This is a genomic window from Sphingopyxis sp. SCN 67-31, assembly GCF_001725095.1.
Genome location: NZ_MEFH01000014.1, coordinates 20,650 through 40,058 on the forward strand (window position 1 = coordinate 20,650; position 19,409 = coordinate 40,058).

General features: G+C 64.1%; 19 protein-coding genes and 1 pseudogene. 12 read left to right on the plus strand and 8 right to left on the minus strand.

Going from position 1 to position 19,409, the window contains the following annotated elements; translation table 11 throughout:
• Positions 1-111: 111 nt before the first annotated feature.
• Positions 112-543 carry a hypothetical protein gene (locus ABS88_RS01870; RefSeq protein ID WP_286748864.1) on the minus strand — a complete coding sequence of 144 codons (432 nt, stop codon included), beginning with the start codon at positions 541-543 and terminating at the stop codon, positions 112-114.
• Between the two features lie 132 nt (positions 544-675).
• Positions 676-840, minus strand: a complete 165-nt coding sequence (locus tag ABS88_RS01875; protein WP_198040404.1) for a hypothetical protein — start codon at positions 838-840, stop codon at positions 676-678.
• Between the two features lie 344 nt (positions 841-1,184).
• Between ABS88_RS01875 and ABS88_RS01880 the strand changes: the two genes are divergently transcribed.
• On the plus strand, positions 1,185-1,535 hold the full coding sequence (locus ABS88_RS01880) for a helix-turn-helix domain-containing protein (protein WP_286748865.1): 351 nt from the start codon (positions 1,185-1,187) through the stop codon (positions 1,533-1,535).
• The gene (locus ABS88_RS01885; protein ID WP_286748866.1) at positions 1,525-2,799 is read left to right on the plus strand and encodes a type II toxin-antitoxin system HipA family toxin; all 1,275 of its coding nucleotides are present in this window, start codon (positions 1,525-1,527) and stop codon (positions 2,797-2,799) included. The genes ABS88_RS01880 and ABS88_RS01885 overlap by 11 nt, the downstream gene beginning before the upstream one ends.
• 74 nt (positions 2,800-2,873) lie before the next feature.
• Here the strand turns inward: ABS88_RS01885 and ABS88_RS01890 are convergent, their stop codons facing one another.
• Entirely contained in the window at positions 2,874-3,194 is a 321-nt protein-coding gene (locus tag ABS88_RS01890) for a DUF736 domain-containing protein (protein ID WP_053555716.1), read from the minus strand.
• A gap of 347 nt (positions 3,195-3,541) precedes the next feature.
• Between ABS88_RS01890 and ABS88_RS01895 the strand changes: the two genes are divergently transcribed.
• The 10 genes from ABS88_RS01895 to ABS88_RS01940 all read left to right on the plus strand — a co-directional run bounded on the left by ABS88_RS01895 (position 3,542) and on the right by ABS88_RS01940 (position 14,320).
• On the plus strand, positions 3,542-3,838 hold the full coding sequence (locus ABS88_RS01895) for a DUF7662 domain-containing protein (protein ID WP_286748867.1): 297 nt from the start codon (positions 3,542-3,544) through the stop codon (positions 3,836-3,838).
• Between the two features lie 74 nt (positions 3,839-3,912).
• On the plus strand, positions 3,913-4,185 hold the full coding sequence (locus ABS88_RS01900; protein ID WP_286748868.1) for a metal/formaldehyde-sensitive transcriptional repressor: 273 nt from the start codon (positions 3,913-3,915) through the stop codon (positions 4,183-4,185).
• Positions 4,186-4,195: 10 nt separating this feature from the next.
• Complete coding sequence (dmeF, locus tag ABS88_RS01905) at positions 4,196-5,164, plus strand: CDF family Co(II)/Ni(II) efflux transporter DmeF (RefSeq protein ID WP_137893527.1); 969 nt, start codon at positions 4,196-4,198, stop codon at positions 5,162-5,164.
• An 81-nt stretch (positions 5,165-5,245) separates the two neighbouring features.
• Positions 5,246-5,677, plus strand: coding sequence for a hypothetical protein (locus ABS88_RS01910; RefSeq protein ID WP_137893468.1), 432 nt, complete (start codon positions 5,246-5,248; stop codon positions 5,675-5,677).
• Between the two features lie 62 nt (positions 5,678-5,739).
• Positions 5,740-7,023 carry a TolC family protein gene (locus tag ABS88_RS01915; protein ID WP_286748871.1) on the plus strand — a complete coding sequence of 428 codons (1,284 nt, stop codon included), beginning with the start codon at positions 5,740-5,742 and terminating at the stop codon, positions 7,021-7,023.
• Entirely contained in the window at positions 7,020-8,267 is a 1,248-nt protein-coding gene (locus tag ABS88_RS01920; protein ID WP_286748873.1) for an efflux RND transporter periplasmic adaptor subunit, read from the plus strand. The genes ABS88_RS01915 and ABS88_RS01920 overlap by 4 nt, the downstream gene beginning before the upstream one ends.
• Before the next feature lie 28 nt (positions 8,268-8,295).
• On the plus strand, positions 8,296-11,502 hold the full coding sequence (locus tag ABS88_RS01925; protein WP_353745036.1) for an efflux RND transporter permease subunit: 3,207 nt from the start codon (positions 8,296-8,298) through the stop codon (positions 11,500-11,502).
• 60 nt (positions 11,503-11,562) lie between these two features.
• Positions 11,563-12,285 (plus strand): HupE/UreJ family protein, encoded by a 723-nt coding sequence (locus tag ABS88_RS01930; RefSeq protein ID WP_286748877.1) that lies wholly within the window; start codon positions 11,563-11,565, stop codon positions 12,283-12,285.
• 17 nt (positions 12,286-12,302) lie between these two features.
• The gene (locus ABS88_RS01935) at positions 12,303-12,923 is read left to right on the plus strand and encodes a transmembrane anchor protein (protein WP_286748879.1); all 621 of its coding nucleotides are present in this window, start codon (positions 12,303-12,305) and stop codon (positions 12,921-12,923) included.
• A gap of 59 nt (positions 12,924-12,982) precedes the next feature.
• Entirely contained in the window at positions 12,983-14,320 is a 1,338-nt protein-coding gene (locus ABS88_RS01940; RefSeq protein ID WP_286748882.1) for an MFS transporter, read from the plus strand.
• Positions 14,321-14,417: 97 nt separating this feature from the next.
• On the opposite strand, the pseudogene ABS88_RS01945 reads toward ABS88_RS01940, so the two are convergent.
• The 5 genes and pseudogenes from ABS88_RS01945 to ABS88_RS01965 all read right to left on the minus strand — a co-directional run.
• Positions 14,418-14,764, minus strand: a pseudogene (locus ABS88_RS01945) (SLC13 family permease); the annotation flags it as partial.
• A 76-nt stretch (positions 14,765-14,840) separates the two neighbouring features.
• Positions 14,841-15,368 carry a cytochrome b/b6 domain-containing protein gene (locus ABS88_RS01950; protein WP_286748883.1) on the minus strand — a complete coding sequence of 176 codons (528 nt, stop codon included), beginning with the start codon at positions 15,366-15,368 and terminating at the stop codon, positions 14,841-14,843.
• A gap of 94 nt (positions 15,369-15,462) precedes the next feature.
• On the minus strand, positions 15,463-17,838 hold the full coding sequence (locus ABS88_RS01955) for a TonB-dependent receptor (protein WP_286748884.1): 2,376 nt from the start codon (positions 17,836-17,838) through the stop codon (positions 15,463-15,465).
• A 4-nt stretch (positions 17,839-17,842) separates the two neighbouring features.
• The gene (locus tag ABS88_RS01960) at positions 17,843-18,841 is read right to left on the minus strand and encodes a FecR family protein (RefSeq protein WP_286748886.1); all 999 of its coding nucleotides are present in this window, start codon (positions 18,839-18,841) and stop codon (positions 17,843-17,845) included.
• Complete coding sequence (locus ABS88_RS01965) at positions 18,780-19,358, minus strand: RNA polymerase sigma factor (protein WP_286748888.1); 579 nt, start codon at positions 19,356-19,358, stop codon at positions 18,780-18,782. The genes ABS88_RS01960 and ABS88_RS01965 overlap by 62 nt, the downstream gene beginning before the upstream one ends.
• Between the last annotated feature and the right edge of the window lie 51 nt (positions 19,359-19,409).

Consider the following 19,409-nt stretch of genomic DNA (forward strand, 5'->3'; position numbering starts at 1 on the left):
GCTGACAGATGGCGCATTCCGAGAGGCCGTGCTGGCGTGGCCAGTGACCGGGAAGCGCGGTATGGCCGTATCGCCCGCGACGAAAAGATGCTGGCGGGTCCGGGCGCCGCGCTATCGAACGGTCGGAGCGTCTCGCAGCCCGCTGATCGACGACCGGTCTGTCGTCAGCGACCGCCAACTCGCGCAGGCCGCCGCGACCCCGACAAGAATCGCGAGACAAGTTCGCCAACCGCCGTCGATACCGAGAAGATCCGCCAGCGCCATTCCCGCTCCCAGGCCCGCAGCGCCTGCCGGAGCCATGAAAAGCAATCCGATCAGGAGCCGGATACTTGCCGAGGTCGTTCGAGCAAACAGCCACCGCCCTGCCAGATGGACCCCGATTCCGGTAAGCAGTCCCATCGCCAGTGCAGCGGCCCATCCATTGCCTTGATCGCGAAGGACGAGGAAGGCGCAAAGGCCGAGGCAGACGGGCAAGGCCAAGGACGCCAGCCGGAACAGCAGCCCGATCAGATAGAGTGCGGCGATACCGCCGAGGATGATCATCAGCGTCATGGGCGTCGCCCCGTCGGGCGCGCCGACCACGACCTCGACGGCGTGATATGTCCGTCTGTCTCCACAGCGATCGGGCCAGGACAGAGCCGCGAGCGGCGCTGCCCCGGACCGAGGTGGATGCGATCAGCGGCCAAAGGGATCATATTCGCACACGATCATGTCGGGATCGCCGTCGAACTCGTCGAGCGGCATCACCGAATAGCCTTTGACGGTTTCGATGAGGACGATGACGGTCATCATCGTGCGGGCAAGGTTCCAGCCGAGCGATTGGGCAGTGGAAAGCGGCATGGGTCAAGCTCCTGTCGTTGGGAGCGGGCCATTCCCGCTCGACAGTCGCCCCGCCGGTCGGGGACAGGCCGCAATCACCGCGAGCGAAGCTGCGGCCGCACGCGGAGCGTAGCAGACCCTTTATGGGTTGATTGAAGGAGGCCTGGCCTCGCACCCAGGGATCAGGGGCATTCGAGCGGGAATGGCCCGCTCCCTCGGGCAGCGCCGTGCCGCATCTGAGAACCCATGCGGAATTTCCGGCAATATGACTTATACAAACGTCATAAATATAATTAAGGCTTATGTGTAAGCCATTATCTTGACTTTTGCGGTGATTGCAGCCAAGGAAGCCGAAAGGATGGTCGATGGCCGACGAGACGATCAAAAGGATCCCGCGCAGCTATTCGCGCTACACCCGCGAGGCTGTGCGCCTGCTGGGCGGGCTCATTCGCGCCCAGCGGATCGAACGGCGGCTGAGTGTCGAAGAACTCGCGACGCGCAGCGGCGTGTCGCGCGACATGATGCGCCGTATCGAGCAGGGTGACCCGCGCTGCGCCATCGGCCTCGTCTTCGAGGCGGCAGCGATCGTAGGGGTCGCGCTGTTCGACAGCGACCGGGACCGTCTCGCCGGGCATCTGGCCGAGCAGGAAACGAAGCTGCGCCTGCTTCCCAAGGCCGTTCACAAGCCGCGATCCGAGGTGAAGGATGACTTCTGACGTCGCGCCGGCCGGCGAAGCCTTCGTCTGGATATGGCTGCCCGGGGCAACCGAGCCGGTCGTCGCGGGCAGGCTCGCGCGCGCGCGCGATAGCCGGCTCACCTTCAACTATGGCCAAAGCTATCTGGCCCGCGCGGATGCCATCGCGATCTACGAGCCCGAATTGCCGCTGCGCGCCGGCCTCATCGAAGCGGCGAGCAAGATGCAGTTGCCAAGCGCGATCCGTGACGGATCCCCCGACGCGTGGGGCCGGCGCGTCATCATCAACCGGATCGGCGGGCGCGACGAAGGCGAGCTGGCTCCAGCCGAGCTCGACGAGTTGACCTATCTCCTCGAATCCGGCTCCGACCGCATCGGCATGCTCGATTTCCAGGCGTCGGCCACCGAATATGTACCGCGCCAGCGGCAGAATGCGACGCTCGCCGAACTGATGGAGTCGGCCGAGCGCGTCGAACAAGGCGTGCCGCTCACGCCCGAGCTCGACCAGGCGCTGCAACATGGCACATCGCTTGGCGGCGCGCGCCCCAAGGCGCTGATCGACGATGACGCGCGAAAATATATCGCCAAATTTTCGGCCGCCGCCGACATCTATAATGTCGTGAAAGCCGAATATGTGGCGATGCGCCTCGCCGCGCGCGCGGGCCTCGATGTCGCGCCGGTCAAGCTTGCGCGCGCGCTCGGCAAGGATGTGTTGCTCGTCGAGCGCTTCGACCGTGCGCCCAAGGAGGACGATTGGACCCGGCGCGGCGTGGTGTCGGCGCTCACCCTCCTTGCCCTCGACGAGACCGAGGCGCGTTATGCAAGCTATGAGGATCTCGCGACCGTGATACGTCACCGGTTCGTCGATCCCGCCGCGACGCTCGCCGAACTTTATGCGCGCATCATATTCAACATTCTGTGCGGAAACACCGACGATCATGCGCGCAACCATGCCGCCTTCTGGAACGGCGGGACGCTGGAGCTTACGCCGGCCTATGACATCTGCCCGCAAGGCCGCACCGGCGGCGAGGCGACGCAGGCGATGCTCATCCTCGGCAACCGGCGGTTCAGCCAATTGTCGCTGTGTCTCGAGGCCGCGCCCGTCTTTCACCTCGACGATGCGCGCGCGCGCGCCATCATCGCGGGTCAGCAGGCCGCGATCGAGGCCCATTGGGACGCCGTGTGCGACGAAGCGGCGCTCGGCGGCGCCGAGCGCGCGTTTCTTTGGCGGCGGCAGTTCCTCAACCCGTTCGCCTTCGAGGGTTTTGCAGCCGCCCCGAACTGACTGCGATCCCTGCGCACAAGAGCATTGGCGCAAAGCCGACCGGCCCCGCTCGAAAGCGGGACCGGCACGGGCTGTCACGACGGCGGGTTCCAGATGATGACCTTCTTCATCGGATCGTCGCCCGGCGCATTGGCGATATTGCCGTAGATGGTGCCGAACTCGGGTGCCGAAAGCGATACCGACACATATTCGGCGCCGGTGTTCTGCGAGAAGCGTTTCCAGCCGGCACCGAGCTCGAAGCCGTTCTTGCGGCTGACGATGCGGTAATCGGGCTCGCTGTCCTTGGCTTTGCGACCATTCGGGACGATCGCGATCGGCGCGGTGACGTTGAGGGTGGCGAGCGTGCCTTCGAAACTGCCGTCCGCCTTAACGGTGAGATTTGCGATGGTGGCCATGATAAAGTCTCCTGGATTGATCGGGACCATCCCGATGGCGCTTGCACGAGGGGCCGGGAGCCGCCGTCACCGGAACATCGTGACGGGGAACCCCGAACGGGGTTGACGGCCGGAGGCGATCCGAGGCCCATAGAAAAGCGCCCTAGGGGGGTGGACGATCGACCGGGGAGGCTTGCTGCCGCCGTCATTCATCGGCTATTGGACAAGGGCACTTGTGGCACCGCGCGCCACCTGTCTTTCCGCCACGACGATCCACTGCAAGGTCGGTAGCGCCTTGAAAGCGGCAGGCGCGTTTAAGGGGTCAGAGCTTGTCCTGACTCATTGTTGCCGGGATTGGGGATGCCGCCATGGGCAAATATGATGCGCTTGGGACCTTTTTGCGAAGGTGGAAAGTCCGCAACGACGCCCCGGGTGTCGAACTGAGCTTTGCCCAGATCGAGAGCATCGTCCGCGGCTTGTTGCCGCGCGCTGCGGCCGACCCGCAATGGTGGTGCATGAACGAGCAGGCCGAGCCTCCCCACCGACGGGCTTGGCGCGAAGCGGGCTTCGATGCGATCGCCGACATGGCGGCGGAGCGTGTATATTTCCAGCGGCGACAAGGCCCAATCCGGAGCCGGGCCTCGAACGATACCACATCCGGCTAGGCTCGGGTCTTTGTCTCAGCCCGTCGAAACTGACATCTTGCCCTCGGCGCAATTATACCCTACCCCTCTATGCTATGGGCCATCTGAAAGATAATAGCGAGCTTGTCGCGAGGGTCAGGCGCATTGCCGGACAAGTGACCTCTGTCGAGAAGGCGCTGGTATCCGACGCGCCATGCGCGACGGTTCTTCATCGCGTCGCCGCTGTTCGCGGCGCGGTGAATGGGCTGCTGGACGAAATCATCGCCCAGCACCTCACCGCGCACGTTGCTGCGGATGGGCTTTCCCATGAGGAGCGCGCGGCGGGCGCAGACGACCTGCTTGCCGTCATCCGTCGTTATTCCAAATAGGCGAGACCGCATGACTGCTTCGACAAACGCCGAATATCCGGCACATGATCACGTCTTTCTGGGCGCAGCCCATGATCGAAACGCCCAGCGAACGCTCTGGGTAGTCGGCCTTACGGCCGTGATGATGATCGCCGAAATCATTGCCGGTTACGTCACCGGCTCGATGGCCCTTCTCGCCGATGGCTTCCACATGGCGACCCATGCCGGTGCTCTCGGCCTTGCGGCGGCCGCCTATAGCTATGCCAAAAAACATCGCAATAATCCCAAATTCAGCTTCGGCACCGGAAAGGTCGGCGACCTGACCGGCTTCGCATCGGCGCTGATCCTCGGCATTTTCGCGCTCGGTATCGCGAGCGAATCCGTCACCCGATTGATCGACCCGGTGCGCGTCGATTTCGGCAATGCCGCGCTGGTTGCGGTGCTGGGCCTCCTGGTCAACATCGTGAGCGCGCTGCTGCTGATGGGAGGTTCCGATCACCATCACCACCACCATCATCACGAACATGCGCACCCTGAGGACGATCATCATCACCCCGGTCACGATCATGGCCACGGCCACGACAATAATCTGCGCTCGGCCTATATGCATGTCCTTGCCGACGCACTGACGTCGGTTCTCGCGATCGCGGCTCTTCTCGCAGGGCGGTATCTTGGCCTCCATTGGATGGACCCTGCGATGGGGATCGTCGGCGCGGTCGTGATCGCACGCTGGTCCTGGTCCTTGATGCGCGACACGGCCGCCGTTCTGCTCGATCGAACCAATGAGCGAATGGACAAGGCGATCCGCGACCGGGTCGGAAAATTCGGAGACGTTCGTCTCACGGACCTTCATGTGTGGCGTGTGGGGCCGGAGGCCAATGCGGCGATTGTCGAAGTCGAGGGGGCGATCGATTCAGCCGATCTTCGGCGCGAACTGATCCATATCAGCGGGATCGCCCATCTCACGATCGGGGTGCATCAACCCCGGCACAGCGCATGAGGTCGTCTGCAGGACAGTCGAAGGAAGCGATCCCTGGCGCTTCGCTTGTCAACGCTGAGGCGCGCAGTTACACGCGGGCGCATGCCGAAGCCGCGTTCCTCTCTGCCGGACCGTCTTATCCTGTCACTCTGCGCTTTGCTCATGGCGCTCTATGCGGCCACGATCCCTGCCAAGGCAGCGAATCAACTTCAGCATGCGCCGTCCTTCATGATGGCGCACGATCATAAGGACGCCGCCGACGTCTCCGTCGATGTCATTCATGACAGTGTCGATCACCATGCCGTTCATCATGACGGTGCGCCCGATGGCGACGAAGAACCGGGCGACCCGGCCTCGGGCGGCCATCATCATCATGGCGATAATGGTCCGAATCTGCTCGTTCCCGATGCGGCAACGGCCCCGACGATTCTATCGTCTTCCCGTTTGCAGGTGGCAGAAAAGGACCGGCATGTTGCCGGCCTGCGATCCATCGGACCCGAACGCCCGCCCAGAACCGCCTCGCTGAACGCCTGAGTTCCCGCGCCGTCTGACAAGGCGTGGGATGTTTCCACGCCTTTCAGCGAGGCTGCCATCACATGTTTTCAAAATCTCGAGCGCGCACCGGCGCGCGTGCCGTCCGCAGAGCCATGTTCTGCGGAGGTGTCCTGCTGGCTGCCGCCGCGCAGCCCGCATGGGCGCAAAATCTAAGTCTCGACGAGGCGCTGTCGCGGGTCGCGACACGCGATCCCGCCATCGCCGCCAGCGCCGCGCGTCTCGAAGCCGCGGATGCGGCCGTCTTGCAGGCCGACGTCCGGCCGCGCGATGTCGTTGGCGCAGACTTCGAGGATTTCGCGGGCACCGGTTCCTATTCGCCGCTGAACCGGTCACAGACCACCGGCTGGTACGAGCGAACCTGGGAGCGCGGCGGCAAGCGCGAGGCGCGCATCGGCGCCGCGCGCGCCGATGTCGCCGTGGTCGGCGCACAGAACCGCGTCCGCCTGCTCGATCGCCTCGCGCGGGTTCAGGCAGCGTGGGTCGATGCCCTTGCCGCCGAAGCGGCGATCCCCGTCGCCGAGACGCGGCTCGCCGACCTCCAGCGTGTCGAACTCGACGTCGTAAAGCGCGTCACCGGCGCGCTCGATCCCTGGTTCGCAGCCGAGCGCGCGCGGACCAACGTCGCGCAGGCCGAGATCGCACTCGAACAGGCGCGCGAAGCCGCGCGCATCGCGCGGACGAATCTTGCCACATGGTGGGGTGGGAGCAGCGACTTCAAGCTCGATCCGGCGATATTCCAGACGCTCGATGTCACCGTGCCGACGGCCGGAGAGTCCGCCGAGGTCGCGATGCTCACAGCGGAACGCGCGGCGGCTGAAGCGAAGGTCAGGCTCGCCGAGACCGGCAATATCGCCGATCCGAGCGGCCGCGTCGGGCTTCGCCACTTCGGCCAAGGCAACGACTTTGCCGTGATGGTCGGAGGCTCGATCCCGCTGGGGGCCAAGAGCGCCAACCGAGGCAATGTCGTTCGGGCGCAAGCCGAGCAGCGCGCGATCGAGGCGGATATCGCCGTGGCGCGCGTCGAGGTCGATCGCGAGATCGACAGGCTCGTCGCCGACCGCGGCCTCATCGCGGCCGAGATCAAACGGATCGATGCCGAGGTGCTGCCAAGTGCCAGCCGCGCGGTCCGGCTGATCCAGGACGGCCTCGCGCGCGGCGGCACCGCCTTCACCTTCCTCGAATTCTCGCAAGCTCAGGCCGCGGTCAATGACGCGCGCTCGCGCCGCGTCGACCTGCTGCGGCGCTTTCACCTTCTGGGGGTGCGGCTTGACCGGTTGACCGGCCGCCACGCCCCGCTGCTCGCCAATATGGAGAATGTTCGATGACCAAATATTTGTCCGGGGCGGCGGCGGTCATCGCCCTCACCCTGCTCACCGCATGCGGAAATGGCGCCACCGAAACGAAGGGCGGCGAAGAGGCGGCGGCGCCCGCCGGCGAATATGAACGCGGCCCGCATCGCGGCCGGATGCTGCGCGACGGCGATTTCGCGCTGGAAATCACCATTTTCGAAGATGGCGTCGATCCCGAGTTCCGCGTCTATGCTTACCGGGGTGACAAGCCGGTCAAGCCGTCCGAGGTCAAGCTGACGATCGAACTCGGCCGCCTCGGCGGCAAGATCGACCGCTTCAGCTTCGCTCCGCAAGAAGATTTCCTGCGCGGCAGCGGCATCGTCACCGAACCGCACAGCTTCGACGTCCGCGTTGCCGCGTCGGAAGGCGGCCGCAATCATAAATGGTCCTACCCATCCTATGAAGGCCGCACGGTCATCGACGCCGCGGTCGCGAAGGCTGGCGGAATCAAGACCGAGGCTGCCGGTCCCGCGACCGTCAGCGAGCTCATCGACATGGGCGGGCGGATCGAGATCACGCCCGAGGGCAAAGCCGACGTTCGCGCCCGGCTTCCGGGGCTGATCGTTTCGCTTAACGGCAAGCTCGGACAGCAGGTCCGGCGCGGCCAGGTGCTCGCTCGGGTGGAGTCGAGCCATTCGCTCCAGGTCTATACGGTGACCGCCCCGATCAGCGGCACGATCGTCGAGAAGAATGTCAATGTCGGCGATACGACCGGCGACCGGGCGCTGTTCGTCATCGCCGATCCGACCAAGCTTCATGCGGAATTCTTCGTCTATCCGCGCGATGCCGAGCGCGTGCGTGTCGGACAGCCGGTAAGCCTCAGGAGCCTGTCTGGCGAAGCGCGCTTCCAGGCCGAGGTCGAGGCGGTGCTGCCGACCGCAGACGTCGCGAGCCAGACGATGCTCGCGCATGTCCATCTGCCTCCGGCCGCCGCACGTGAGTTCCGGCCGGGTATGGGGGTCGAGGGCAGCTTCGCTGTCGCTGAGACCAATGCGCCGATCGCGGTGCGGACCAAGGCGATCCAGCGCTTCCGCGACTTCGAGGTCGTCTTTGCCAAGGTCGGCAACACCTATGAGGTGCGGATGCTCGAAATCGGACGCCGCACGCCCGAATGGACCGAAATACTCGGCGGGCTCGCGCCCGGCGAGGTCTATGTCACCGACGGCGCCTTCCTGATCCGCGCCGACATCGAGAAATCGGGGGCCAGCCATGACCACTGATACAACCCGTCCACCCGAACGAGCCCATTTGCTGGAACGGCTCATCGCCGGTGCGATCCGCTTCCGCTGGGCCGTCCTCTCGGCCGTCCTGCTCCTTTGCGCCATCGGCGTCTGGAGCTTCCAGCGGCTGCCAATCGACGCCACTCCCGACATCACCAACGTCCAGGTCCAGATCAACAGCGAGGCCCCCGGATTCTCGCCGCTCGAAGCCGAGCAGCGCGTTACCTTCCCCGTCGAGACGGCGATCGCCGGCCTGCCTGGGCTGCAATACACAAGATCGGTGTCTCGTTACGGCCTCAGTCAGGTCACGGCGGTCTTCGAAGATGGCACGAGCATCTATTTCGCGCGCCAGCTGATTAACGAGCGGCTGCAATCGGCGCGCGAACAGCTTCCGCCGGGCGTCGCGCCCGAGATGGGGCCGATCGCGACCGGGCTCGGCGAGATCTTCATGTATACGCTCGAGGCCGATCCGGGGGCGAAGAAACCCGACGGCAGCGCCTATACGCCCGAAGATCTGCGCACGCTGCAAGACTGGGTCATCCGGCCGCAGCTTCGCAGCACGCCGGGCGTGACCGAGGTCAACAGTATCGGCGGCTATGAACGCCAATATCATGTGACCCCGATCCCGGCGCGGCTCTCGGCCTATGGTCTTACCCTCGACGACGTCGTTCGCGCCCTGGAGCGCAACAACGACAATCGCGGGGCGGGCTATGTCGAGCGTTATGGCGAGCAATATCTCGTCCGCACCCCAGGTCAGGCGGCAGGCACCGACGAGCTCGGCACGGTCATCGTCAGCAACCGGAGCGGGATCCCGATCCGCGTCGCCGACGTCGCCGACATCAGCCTCGGCGAGGAGCTCCGCACGGGCGCCGCGACCGAGAATGGCAAGGAGGTCGTGCTCGGCACCGTCTTCATGCTCGCGGGAGAGAACAGCCGTATCGTCGCACGGGCAGCAGCCGAACGGCTCGAACAAGCCGCCAAGGCCCTACCTGCCGGCGTCAAGGCCGTGGCGATCTACGACCGCACCGATCTCGTCGAACGGGCGATCTGGACCGTCGAGAAGAATCTTCTTGAAGGCGCGTTGCTTGTCATTGTCATCCTCTTCCTGCTCCTCGGCAACGTAAGAGCAGCGTTGATCACCGCGGCGGTCATCCCGATCACCATGTTGATGACGATCACCGGCATGGTGCGCGGCGGCATATCGGGCAATCTGATGAGCCTCGGCGCGCTCGACTTCGGCCTGATCGTCGATGGCGCCGTCATCATCGTCGAGAATTGCCTCAGGCGCTTCGGCGAAGCGAAGCACCAGCTCGGACGCCTGCTCGACCGGAACGAACGCTTCAAGCTCGCAGCCTCGGCGACGTCGGAAGTCATCCGTCCGTCGCTGTTCGGTATGCTGATCATCGCGCTTGTCTATGTGCCGATCTTTGCGCTCACCGGCGTTGAGGGCAAGATGTTCCACCCGATGGCGATCACCGTCGTGATGGCGTTGACCGCGGCGCTGATCCTTTCGCTCACCTTCGTACCCGCAGCGGTCGCACTGTTCGTCACCGGCAAGGTCGAGGAGAAGGAAAGCCGGCTGATGGGCTGGGCGCGGCGCATTTATGCCCCCGCGCTCGATAAGGCGATGAAACTTCGTGCAACCTTCGTCGCGACAGCCGTAGGGCTCGTGCTCATCTCGGGCATTGCGGCGAGCCGCATGGGATCGGAATTCGTACCCAATCTCGACGAGGGTGATATCGCGCTCCACGCGCTTCGCATCCCGGGAACCAGCCTCAGCCAGGCAGTCAGCATGCAGACCGCCCTCGAAGCGCGAATCAAGCAGTTCCCCGAAGTCGACCGGGTGGTGGCCAAGATCGGGACGGCGGAAGTCGCGACCGATCCGATGCCGCCGTCGGTCGCCGATACCTTCATCATCATGAAGGACCGAAAGGACTGGCCCGATCCTCGAAAGCCCAAGGCCGAGCTCGTTCGCGAGATGCAGGCCGCGGTCGCGAAGATTCCCGGCAATAATTACGAGTTCACCCAGCCGATCCAGATGCGCTTCAACGAGCTTCTGTCGGGGGTTCGCGCCGATGTCGCGGTCAAGATATTCGGCGACGATCTCGATACGCTCCTTGAGGTGGGGCAGCAGATCGAAGGCGTCGCCGCAAGTATCGAGGGCGCGCAGGATGTCAGCGTCGAGCAGGTCACCGGCCTGCCGGTGCTGCAAATCACGCCCGACCGCGCGGCGCTGGCGCGCTTCGGGCTCAACGTCGGCGACATCCAGGACACGGTCGCGGTGTCGATCGGCGGCGTTCAGGCCGGGCAGATCTTCGAGGGCGACCGCCGCTTCCCGATCATCGTTCGTCTGCCCGAGAATGTGCGCGAGCGCGTCGACGAGATCGGCCGCCTGCGCATCCCGCTTCCCGCCATCGGCTCGTCGGCGGATGTGACGATGGGCGCGGCCCCCGATGCAGGGCTGCGCGGGTTCGTGCCGCTGGCGGACGTCGCCAAGGTCGAGGTCGTGATCGGCCCCAACCAGATCAGCCGCGAGGATGGCAAGCGCCGCGTCGTGGTGACCGCCAATGTCCGCGGCCGCGATCTTGGCTCCTTCATCGAGGAGTTGCAGACCAAGGTCGGGGCCGAGGTCGAAGTGCCTTCGGGCTACTGGATCAGCTATGGCGGCACGTTCGAGCAGCTCATCTCGGCGGCAAAGCGGCTCCAGATTGTAGTGCCCGCGGCGCTCCTGATGATCTTCGGCCTGCTCTATGCGCTGTTCCGCTCGGGCAAGGACGCGGCGATCGTCTTCTCGGGAGTGCCGCTGGCGCTCACCGGGGGCGTCGCGGCGCTCCTCATCCGCGGCATGCCGCTGTCGATCTCGGCCGGCGTGGGCTTCATCGCACTTTCGGGCGTCGCAGTGCTGAACGGAGTGGTGATGCTGAGCTTCATCCGCCAGCTTCGCGAAAGCGGCGCAAATCTCGAAGACGCAATCCGCGAAGGCGCGCTTACCCGCCTGCGTCCGGTGCTGATGACCGCGCTCGTTGCGAGCCTCGGCTTCGTGCCGATGGCGTTCAACGTCGGGGCTGGCGCAGAAGTGCAGCGGCCTCTGGCGACGGTGGTGATCGGCGGGATCGTCTCCTCGACTATCCTGACCCTGCTCGTGCTTCCGGCGCTCTACCGCATGGTCCACGGTCGCATGGCGAAGAAGGATGCGCCGCCGCCGGCGGAGCACCCCGAAGCCTTACCTGCCTGACCCTCAAGCCCCGCGCGCGATCGCGCGCGGGGCCTCTTCCTATTCATGGAGACCATCCGCATGTTCACGCGCATCATCGCTCCACCAGGCGCGACCACCCGAAGGCTCCTGCTCGCCCTGAGCCTGATTCTTCTTGTCCTCGCCGCCGGCGCCGACGCCTGGGCCCACAATGTCGCCGAGGGCGACAAGGGCTATATCCAGGAAAGCAGCGGCGTCCTCTTCTGGCCCTTCGTCTATCTCGGCGCCAAGCATATGGTCACCGGCTACGACCATCTGCTCTTCCTTTTCGGCGTCATCTTCTTCCTCTACCGGATGAAGGACATCGGCCTTTATGTGACGCTGTTCGCGATCGGACACTCGACGACGATGCTGTTCGGCGTGCTCACCGGTATCAGCGCCAACGCCTATGTCATCGACGCGATCATCGGCCTGTCGGTCGTCTACAAGGCGCTCGACAATCTCGGCGCCTTCCAGCGCTGGCTCGGCTTCCAGCCGGACACCAAGGCCGCCACCTTGATCTTCGGCTTCTTCCACGGCTTCGGCCTCGCGACGAAAATCATCGAGTTCGAGATCGCGAACGAGGGCCTCATCCCCAACCTGCTTGCGTTCAACATCGGGGTCGAGATCGGGCAGTTGCTCGCGCTCGGCACGATCCTCATCCTCATGGGCTTCTGGCGCCGCACCCCCAGCTTCATGCGCCACGCCTTCGCCGTCAATGTGATGCTGATGACCGCGGGCTTCGTGCTCACCGGCTACCAGCTCGTCGGCCTCGCCTTCAGCTGATTCAAAGGAAATCTCTCATGTTCAACAGTCAGAAGCCCCGCCTCGAAGACCTGCCGACCACGGGCCAGCTTCTCCGCGCCACCGGCCTTGCGATCGCCGCGGCCGGCGCGATCCTCGTCGCCATCGTCCTGCCCAGCGAATATGCGATCGACCCGACCGGCATCGGCCGCCAGCTCGGCCTCACCGAGATGGGCGAAGTCAAGGCGCAGCTCGCCGAGGAGGCCGCGCGCGACGCCGCGAACGGAGCCGCCGTCCCCGCCGCTATCGCCATCGCCGAGGGGGCCAGAAAAGAAGCATCGCCGCCAACGACGAGCGCCGACCAGCGATCCGACGTCACGAAGCTCACGCTCGCGCCCGGCGAAGGCGCCGAGGTCAAGGCCGTGATGGCGAAGGATGCGAAGATCGCCTTCGACTGGACGGTCGCGGGCGGCCACGTCAATTTCGACACCCACGCCGACGCGCCGGGCGTCGACTATCATGGCTATGGCAAGGGCAAGCAATCGACCGGAGAAAAAGGCGAACTTGTCGCGGCCTTCGACGGCAAGCATGGCTGGTTCTGGCGCAACCGCTCGGGCGCGCCCGTGACGATTACGCTGCGCACCAAAGGCGCCTATACAGACATCCGCCGCGTCGCCTGACGCGGCACCGAACCTCCGGCCGACGCGACTGGCCGGAGGCTTCAGCGAGGACTATCCCCATGCTCGACGTGCTTGCGAACCGCACCTATCGTCACCTCTTCCTCGCGCAGATCATCGCGCTCGTCGGGACCGGGCTCGCGACCGTTGCGCTTGGCCTCCTCGCCTACGAGATCGCGGGCGCCGATGCCGGCGCGGTGCTCGGCACGGCGATGGCGATCAAGATGATCGCCTATATCGGCGTTGCGCCGGTCGTCGGCGCCTATGCGAACCGGCTGCCGCGCAAGGTCTTCCTGGTCTCGATGGACGTGATCCGCGGCCTCGTCGCCCTCACCCTCCCTTTCGTCGACCAGGTATGGCAGATCTACCTGCTCATCTTCATTCTCCAGTCGGCATCGGCCGGGTTCACGCCGACCTTCCAGGCGACGATCCCCGACGTCCTCCCCGAGGAGAAGGACTACACCAAGGCGCTGTCGCTCTCGCGCCTCGCCTATGACATGGAGAGCCTCGCGAGCCCGGTACTCGCCGCGGCGCTGCTCGGCATCATGAACTTTCACTGGCTCTTCTCGGGCACTGCGGCCGGTTTTGCGGCTTCGGCGCTGCTCGTGCTGTCGGTGACCTTGCCGCGCACCGGAGCCACGGCGGAGACCGGCGGCATCTACGACAAGACGACGCGCGGCACCCGCCGATATCTGAAGACGCCGCGCCTGCGCGGCCTTCTTGCCGTCACCCTCGCCGCCGCCGCCGCAAGCGCGATGGTCATCGTCAACACGCCAGTGCTCGTTCGCGGAGCGCTCGGCCTCGGGCAAAGCGAGGTCGCGATCACCCTCGCCGCTTTCGGCGGCGGCTCGATGATCGCGGCGCTCCTCCTTCCCCGCCTGCTCGACCGCATCGCCGACCGCAGCATCATGATTACGGCGGCGCTCTTCATGACGATGGTGCTCGCGATCCTCGCCATCGCCTGGTCGCTCACCGACGAGACCAGCCATTGGCCCATCATCCTCGCCGGCTGGTTCGCGCTCGGCCTCAGCTACGCGGCGAGCATCACACCGGGCGGACGGCTGCTGCGGCGTTCCTCGGGGGCCGACGATCGCCCCGCGCTGTTCGCGGCGCAATTCGCGCTCAGCCATGTCTGCTGGCTCATCGCCTATCCACTCGCGGGCCAAGTCGGTGCGCGTGCCGGCATGGACGCAGCGCTCGGCGCCAGCGCGTCGCTCGCGCTTATCGGCACGCTGCTTGCGATCGGCATCTGGCCCCGCGAAGACCCCGAGGTGATCGCGCACAGCCATGACGACCTTCCGGACGCTCACCCGCATCTCGAGGAAGGCCATCCGGAGGGCGCCGCGACGCATGCCTTTGTCGTGGACGAACTGCACCCAAACTGGCCAAGCCGACAATAAGGCCCGGAATTCCTGCGGGGATTGCCTGCCTAGAGCCAGGCACGAAAGCAATTGGCGCCGGTGAGGTTGGTAGTCGCGACCGTGCGAGAATAGCAAGTCAAGCGCGGCCCCGCGCATCTGCTCGCAGCGCAATTTCCTGGCATGGCGGCGTCAGAATAGAAACACGACGAGGATGGCGGGCGATCGCCACAACGAAAGTGATCATATTGAGCCGCAGACCGATGCGGACAACGTCGAGATAGCGGTAACCGCCCATCTAATAGGCGATCACCTTCGTCGGATAGCCGAACGGCGTCGCGAACACGGCGCTTGCCGCCATCACAACCATGACAAGGAATGACCGCGGACTACCCCCAGGCTGTCGGCGAGCGCGACCGCAAGCGGTGTAACCAGTACCGCGACGGTGGCGTTCGATAAGAGCTCGCTCAGGATCACCGTCAGCAAAAGTCGCGACCATAGACTTGAGGCAGCTTTCGCGATGGCGGCATTCAGTCGCCAATCCCGCACACTGAAACTCGTCCTATTTTCGTGCTGACAGGGACAGCATGGCCCCGATGATCCGTTCGCCGCGCAACTCGTGCAGAAGTGAGACGGCGACATGCCCGACGAGATAAGCCCACATCAACGGGGCTACTGTTTCGTGAACTTCCAGAAGCGGCTTGGCCGGTGCGACGAAATAGCCAACAACGCCACTCAGCGCCATTACCGTCGCGATGACAAGGCCCAGACCATGAATGGCGCTGGCAAACGGCCGTTCGGTACTTCCAGGCTCAAGCGGCGCGAAAAGCCTTTTGGCATCTGTTGCAACCAGGCGGAGGTGCTTCGAGGAAAACCAAGGGAAAAAGGCGACCAAGCGCGTTTCGCCGGAGCGAATAATGCTCCAAATCCAGAAAGCGACGAGGATCGCGGTTGCGGCGATGCCGACCTTTTCATGGATTTCGAAGAAGCTGTCTCCCGGCCGGTTACGCGACGGGCTTTGCATCACGAGGCTCAATCCCAATTGCGCGATGATAGCCAGCGCCGCCAACCAGTGCAGAATCTTCGTCACAGCCGACCGCGGGTGTTTCGTTGTAACTTCAGACATAGTCCACCCTCTCATATGGAAACGATCGCCGATTGGAGCCGCCCAATATTCCTGCTTATCAAAAGCCTATACGAACCCCTATCCGGAACGTCCGTGGCCGCAACGGTGTTATCTGCTTGCCTTCAGCGACGGTGAACGGATTGCCGTAGGAAAAGCTGTTTCCGCTTATGTTCAGGAGGTTGGTGGCATCGATCGTCAGCATCCAATCTTTTGACCCGAGCGACGCCGAGAGATCGACCTGGGTCGTTTCGCCATGCTCGAGGATTAGCGGCGCAGTCGTCCCGAGGCTCGATCCGCCGATCAGCCTCGCGGTTCCGTTGAGCTTGAAGCTTAGACCGTCGGACAGCGGTCTTTCCCATGCCGCGGTAAGTCGGGCGCCGGTTCTGGCGATATTGGGGAGCGGCCGTTCGTCGGCTTCGTCGAATCCCTCGGCGGGGTTACTCAGTGCGCTGCGGATCACGAACAAGGCGCCATCGACAAATAGCTCGTCGGATATATGCCAGCGTGTGTTGATTTCGGCTCCATAGACGGTGCCGCGGCCGATATTGTCGGTGAAAGGCAAACCGTCCGCACCGATCAGGTCGGCCTGGATGTCGTTCCAGATCGAGTAGAACGTCGTGATACCGCCCGAAAAACGGGAGCTCGACCTATCGTCTTCGCGACCAAGCCTGACGCCTAGTTCGGCTGTGTGAATGGTATCGGACTCGAACCGCTGAGCCGCGTTCGCCTGACCGTCGGTAATGGCGATGCCACCGCTGCGAAATCCACTCTGATAGCGCAGGAAGGTAAGCAGTTGGGGAGCGAGTCTCCAAGACAAAGCGGCGGTCGGAAGCAAGCGGACCTGCCGACGTTTCGGCTCGAACTCCTCGCCCGAACCGCCCATCAATTCACCGACCGTCTCGGCGAACACCAACCTTACGCCCACTGTTCCTGACAGTCGGGGGGCGATACGCTGGGTCGCCTCGCCAAAGACGGCGACCTCGGTCTTCTCATTTCGCAGCCGTGCCAGTGTGACGGGTGCGTCCAGCGCACCGAGACGGCGATCGATACGATCGATGTTGTGCACGAAACCTATGCCCGCGACCCAGCTGTCACCCGCCGAACCGCTGCGCGAAAGGCGTGTCTCATGGGTCAGAAGGCGGATGGCCTCATGCCCTTCGAAGACCTGGACTTGCGCATTGCCGCCATAACCCGTCGCGTCGAAAGTCTCCGACAGGTCGTGATCGACGATCCCCGTAGATGAGATGAGTTTGACATCACCCCAGTCCTTGGCGATTTCCAGGCTGGCTGCCTTGAAATCATTGTCATGTGGCTGGGCGATATTGGCCGCATGGGTTCGGATCGGTTGATCGGTCTCGGCATATTGGCCATCGCGCGTGTCGATATTCTGAAGCAGCGCGTTAAAGTCGATCGTCCAGGCATCGCCAGGTTCGATACGCAGGTTTGCGCGCGCACCATCGATGCGCGTCCGATTGGTATTGCTCGCACCCAGCGTCGCATTGTTGATATAGCCGCCTTCGACCTGCTTGTAGCCTACCACCCGCAGAGCGACCCGATCGCGCATAATCGGTATGTTGACCATTCCGCCCAGATCATAGCCCGGGCCGGCATCGCGCGTGATCGAACGCCCGGCGGTCGCCGAGGCATGAAGCCCGCCATTGTCCGCCATTTTGGGAATGATCCGGACGATGCCGCCGAGTGCGCCAGCGCCATAAAGAGTGCCTTGTGGCCCTTCGATCACTTCGATGCGGTCGATGTCATAAAGGCGGAGGTCCGGCTCGGGAGCATTATAGGTGAGACGCAGATCGCCGAGATAGAGACCCACGGTCGATTGGGTCGGCCCCGAAAAACTGCTGTCGGCGATGCCGCGCACGAATAATTTGTTGCGGCCGGGTCCAAGATTTGTCGAGGTAAGCGTAGGGATCCGGGCAACGAAAGCCGCAGTGCCCTGGCTTTCGCCAAGGCCGGCGCTGCCGACGGATTCAATGTGCGCGGTGCCGGGATAGCTGTCGAGCGCCTGACCTTGCTTGGTGGCGGTAACAACGATTTCCGCAGGCGGAGGTGCAGCCGCTTCGGGCCGCGGAGATTCGGGCAATGCGGGCCGCCGCGCTGCCGGCTTGGGCTTCGCGCGCGGCGGGATTGCGATGATGCGCACCGTCTGCGAATCGACGATCTGATAGGTGAAGCCGGTGCCGCGCAGCATCATAGTCAGCGCCTGCGCAATCGTCATCCGCCCGCGAACGGCCTTGCTGCGCGCGCCGGCAAGGCGCTGGTCAATCCCTCCGATCGAGATTTGCGCCGCGTTGCCGAGCGTGATCAAAGCATTGTCGAGGCGCTGGGCCGGAATATCGAATTGCCGGCTTTCCGCGGCTGAAGCCGGACTCGCAGACCAAATGGCCACCGCCGCAGCAGGAAGAAAATAGCCCCAGGTCACCGGATCAGCGCGTCAATTGCCATCCTTTGGCACTATGCCGCGCACGGACGCCAAGCAAGGATTCGAGTTGCCGGAAGAGTCGCGCTTCATCTCGGTCGATGCGGATAACACCAGAAAAGCGGCGGCTCGCAAGGTCAGGCGATACGGTCACCGGCGTACCGAGCGACCGCGACAAATCGAGAGCGATGGTGGCGAGCGGCGCATCGCGATAGCTGAGCCTGCCCCGTTGCCATCCTCCCACCGTGGCCGGATCGATTGCCGAGACGACGGCTTTCGAGGTTCCACGCTTGACGCGGAGCTGCTTGCCCGCCGTGAGCGTCACCGCCTCGGCATTCGGCTGGTATTGCACGCTACCTTCAGACACCGCGACTTCGAGGCCGTCGACGGATTGCCGCACGTTGAAGATCGTCCCGACATCGCGAAGCGTCCCGTCCTCCGTCTCGACGATAAACGGACGCGCGCTGTCATGCTTGATCATGAAGATCACCTCGCCGCTTTCTACGCGGGCGAAGCGTTCCGCCTCGCGGTCGAGTGCGATCGTCGTGCCGCCATTGAGAGCGATTTTCGATCCGTCGGCTAGCGCAATTTCGCGGGTTTGACCCGGCTGGGTCGCAATCATTTCCGTTCCCGGGGACCGGAACAGCATCGGCGAGAGGGACAGCGCGAGAACGAGGCTGGCCGCGATCGAAAGAAAGGCGGTGCGGCGATACCAGGGACGGGCACCCGGTTCATTATCATTGGTTGCGAGTGGTGCGTCGGCAACCAGCGGCCCGGTTTCGGCCAGTTCGTCTGAAAGACTGTCGTCGGCGAGAGCGACGATGTCATAGGCTTCGGCATGGGCGGGATCAGCTTCCATCCATGCCGTGAACTCGGCCCACGATTCCCCATCCGCGGCAGGATCCTGCAACCGCACATGCCATGCAATGGCCTCGTCAACGATGCTACCGGACGCCATCATCAATTCCTTCGGCCCATTGACGTCGCGGCGCGTCGATATCCACATCCAATTGCTGCTTGAGTTCCAGGACCGCCCGATACCCCCTTTGCAGATGCTTTTCGACTGCACTGAGGCTGATCCCCATTTCAGCGGCAATCTGCTTTTGCGGGACCCCATCGATCCGCACCGCGCGAAAAGCGAAGGCCGTGCGTTCGGGCAATGTGTCGAGGACCGCGTCGACGCGCCGAAGCTGGTCTCGAGCGACCAGCAGGCGATCGGCCGATGGCTGGGCGTCGCGGGGGGATGCGATGCTCCCCTCGATGTGGCCCTTCGTCCACTCCTGCTCGCGCGCGGTGCGGCGCTGTGCCGAACGACGGCGGTCCAGCACCAGATTTTCGGCGGTCCGATAAAGATAAGCGAGGGGTTCGGCAATTAAGCTCGCGTCGATATCCGCAAGCTTTAGCCACAGGTCCTGCAATATATCCTCACCATCGCCGTCACCGCGAAGGCGAACGCGCAGATAGCGCGACAAAGCGGGCCGATTGGCCAGGAATATCGCTTCTAGCCCAGAGGCTTTGGTCATCGGGTGGGGCGCTCTTCCGTTCTCGCTCTCACGGCAGGGTTTAGCGTCTGT

Bases quoted from the DNA above. Each gene is read 5' to 3' on its own strand.
- ABS88_RS01870 (WP_286748864.1), bottom strand. From the start codon at position 543: ATGATCATCCTCGGCGGTATCGCCGCACTCTATCTGATCGGGCTGCTG.
- ABS88_RS01875 (WP_198040404.1), bottom strand. From the start codon at position 840: ATGCCGCTTTCCACTGCCCAATCGCTCGGCTGGAACCTTGCCCGCACG.
- ABS88_RS01880 (WP_286748865.1), top strand. From the start codon at position 1,185: ATGGCCGACGAGACGATCAAAAGGATCCCGCGCAGCTATTCGCGCTAC.
- ABS88_RS01885 (WP_286748866.1), top strand. From the start codon at position 1,525: ATGACTTCTGACGTCGCGCCGGCCGGCGAAGCCTTCGTCTGGATATGG.
- ABS88_RS01890 (WP_053555716.1), bottom strand. From the start codon at position 3,194: ATGGCCACCATCGCAAATCTCACCGTTAAGGCGGACGGCAGTTTCGAA.
- ABS88_RS01895 (WP_286748867.1), top strand. From the start codon at position 3,542: ATGGGCAAATATGATGCGCTTGGGACCTTTTTGCGAAGGTGGAAAGTC.
- ABS88_RS01900 (WP_286748868.1), top strand. From the start codon at position 3,913: ATGGGCCATCTGAAAGATAATAGCGAGCTTGTCGCGAGGGTCAGGCGC.
- dmeF (WP_137893527.1), top strand. From the start codon at position 4,196: ATGACTGCTTCGACAAACGCCGAATATCCGGCACATGATCACGTCTTT.
- ABS88_RS01910 (WP_137893468.1), top strand. From the start codon at position 5,246: ATGCCGAAGCCGCGTTCCTCTCTGCCGGACCGTCTTATCCTGTCACTC.
- ABS88_RS01915 (WP_286748871.1), top strand. From the start codon at position 5,740: ATGTTTTCAAAATCTCGAGCGCGCACCGGCGCGCGTGCCGTCCGCAGA.
- ABS88_RS01920 (WP_286748873.1), top strand. From the start codon at position 7,020: ATGACCAAATATTTGTCCGGGGCGGCGGCGGTCATCGCCCTCACCCTG.
- ABS88_RS01930 (WP_286748877.1), top strand. From the start codon at position 11,563: ATGTTCACGCGCATCATCGCTCCACCAGGCGCGACCACCCGAAGGCTC.
- ABS88_RS01935 (WP_286748879.1), top strand. From the start codon at position 12,303: ATGTTCAACAGTCAGAAGCCCCGCCTCGAAGACCTGCCGACCACGGGC.
- ABS88_RS01940 (WP_286748882.1), top strand. From the start codon at position 12,983: ATGCTCGACGTGCTTGCGAACCGCACCTATCGTCACCTCTTCCTCGCG.
- ABS88_RS01960 (WP_286748886.1), bottom strand. From the start codon at position 18,841: ATGTGGATATCGACGCGCCGCGACGTCAATGGGCCGAAGGAATTGATG.
- ABS88_RS01965 (WP_286748888.1), bottom strand. From the start codon at position 19,358: ATGACCAAAGCCTCTGGGCTAGAAGCGATATTCCTGGCCAATCGGCCC.